Genomic DNA, 2715 nt, shown 5'->3' on the forward strand with positions numbered 1-2715 from the left:
TCAGGCCGCCGCCGACAGCCTGACGCTGTGCGCCAGCAAGAACCTGACGGCCGCCGGCTTCCTGGATGGCGGCACCCGCTTCCAGGCCCTGCGCAACTCCAGGGGCCTCGAAGCCTACCAGCAGTCGACCCAAACCGACTTTTCGGTAACGGTGCGGACTGCCGACGGGCGCGGTTCGGGCTTCGCCGTGGCCGACGTGACGGACCCCGCCAAACTCAACGCCAAAGCCCTCACCCAGCGCGCCGCCGATAAGGCCCTGGGCTCGGTGAATGCCCGCGCCATCGAACCCGGTAAATACACCGTGATTCTGGAGCCGGCGGCGCTGATGGACGGCAGCGATTTGTCGCTGCTCGGCGGGCTGGTGTTCAGCATGAGCGCGCGCGAGGCCGACGAGGGCCGTAGCTTTTTGAGCAAGAAGGGCGGCGGCAACCGCACGGGCGAAAAGCTGGTCGATGAGCGCATTACCATCTACTCCGACCCCATGAACCCGGAAATCCCCGGCAGTGCGTTCGACGGCGAGGGCCTGCCCACCCGGCGCCAGACCTGGATTGAGAAGGGCGTGGTGAAGGACCTGCAGTATTCGCGCTTCTGGGCCGAGAAAAACAAGGTGGCCCCCACGGCTTTCCCCAGTGGCTTCATCATGATGGGCGGCACGCAGAGCACGGCCGAGCTCATCAAGAGCACCGCCAAGGGCATTCTGGTCACGCGCTTCTGGTACATCCGCCCCGTCGACCCGCAGACGCTGCTCTACACCGGCCTGACGCGCGACGGCACGTTCTACATCGAAAACGGGGCCATCAAATTTCCCATCAAGAACCTGCGCTTCAACGAAAGCCCGATTATCATGCTCAACAACCTCGAAGCCATCGGCCGGCCCCAGCGCTTGGCCGGCTGCCTGGTGCCACCGTTGAAAATCCGCGACTTCACGTTCACAAGCTTGTCGGATGCCATTTAGCTTGTAGCGCGGACTTTGTAGTCCGCGAGTGAGCGCAGCGAACATGCGGCACCACACCGTACGCCCGATGCTCGCTGCGCTCGCTCGCGGACTACAAAGTCCGCGCTACATTCAAGCGGCGCAACTTTCCAGTGGCTTTCTGCGACTATAGCTCCGTGCCTGTCTGCCACTACCGCTACTTCTGATTAATGCCCGCTGCTCCCTTCACCTTCGTGCGCCTGAAATACCACTCCGGCGACTGGGACGCGGTGGACGAGCGCATGCCCGCCAACCTGCTGCACTCGCTGGTGCAGTACACCAAAGTGCCCGTCGACCCCAAGGAAAAAGTGGTGGCGCTCGATAGCCCCGAGCTGTTCAACTACCCCTTCTGCTACCTGAGCGGGCACCGGCTGGTACAGTTTTCGAGCGCTGAGAAACAGAATTTTACGCAGTACGTGCGCAACGGCGGCTTCGTGTTCGTGGATGACTGCAACCACGACATCGACGGCCTGTTTGCCCGCTCCTTCGAGGAGCAGATGCGCCAGTGCTTCGGGGCCAATGCGCTGAAGAAAATCCCCAAAACCCACCCCATCTACTCCCAGTTTTTCACCTTCAAAGATGGCCCGCCCAACACCGGCTTCGAACTGAACGGTTGGGGCGACGACCTCGTGCACGACTACCTGAAAGCCATCGAAATCAAGGGTCGCATCGGTGTGCTGTATTCCAACAAAGACTACGGCTGCGAGTGGGACTACGACTTTCGCAACAAGCGCTTCCTGGCCGAGGACAACACCAAGTTTGGGGTGAATATTTTGCTGTATGCGTTGACGTAACAAAATATGCACGTTGAAAACGCACAACAAGCATGGCGGTCAGCGCTGGTGTTTGCAGCAATTTGGTTACCCATTGTTGTCTACTCACAAAGCTTGCAGGCTTACCACATCACGAAACGCCCACACTTAAAAGCATTTCGTTTTCCACTAGCGTGTCTCTTGCTTGCAGTAGCTGTGTATTTCTACTTGCCAGACAACCTGACCAGACTGGTTTGTGGGGGATTTAGCTTGTTGTTTGGCTTGATTCTTTTTATCAGAGATAGATTTTTTCACTGACGCATCTACTCCGCCTAATTGCGGCAGTACGCTCCATACATGACCGAACAAGAAGTAAAAACGCTGCTCGCCAAGCTGCCCGTTCTCAAGGCCGAAATTGCCAAGGTGATTGTGGGCCAGGAAACCGTGCTTGATGAAGTGCTGGTGGCGCTGCTGGCCGGCGGCCACGCCCTGCTGGAGGGCGTGCCCGGCCTGGCCAAAACGCTGCTGGTGCGCACGCTGGCCGCGGCAACGGATTTGCCGTTCCGCCGCATCCAGTTCACGCCTGACTTGATGCCCACCGATATTCTCGGCACCGAAGTGCTGGAGGAAGAGCACGGCACCGGCCGCCGCGCCTTCACCTTCAAGCCGGGACCGATTTTCGCCAGCCTCGTGCTGGCCGACGAAATCAACCGCACGCCGCCCAAAACGCAGGCGGCCCTGCTCGAAGCCATGCAGGAGGGGCACGTCACCTACGCCGGGCAGGAGCACGCGCTGCCCAAGCCCTTCTTCCTGCTGGCCACCCAAAACCCCATCGAGCAAAGCGGCACCTACCCCCTACCCGAGGCCCAGCTCGACCGGTTTCTGCTGTACGTGCGCATTGGCTACCCCACGGCTGAGGAGGAGCTGGCGGTGCTGCGCGGCACCACCGGCGCGGCCGGCCAAACGGTGCAGCCCGTGCTGGGCGGAGCC

The 2715-nt window shown here is 60.7% G+C and carries 3 protein-coding genes; all 3 read left to right on the forward strand.

All coding sequences use genetic code 11. The annotated features are described in order from the left end of the window. The coding region (locus ACYVDE_RS19600) for a TldD/PmbA family protein (RefSeq protein ID WP_460503227.1) at window positions 1–955 on the forward strand (955 nt) is incomplete at its 5' end. A gap of 188 nt (window positions 956–1143) precedes the next feature. Then, a complete protein-coding gene (locus ACYVDE_RS19605; protein ID WP_460503228.1) occupies window positions 1144–1767 on the forward strand; it encodes a DUF4159 domain-containing protein in 624 nt (207 codons plus the stop codon). 315 nt (window positions 1768–2082) lie between these two features. After that, the coding region (locus tag ACYVDE_RS19610; RefSeq protein WP_460503229.1) for an AAA family ATPase at window positions 2083–2715 on the forward strand (633 nt) is incomplete at its 3' end.

This window comes from Hymenobacter agri (assembly GCF_054778495.1).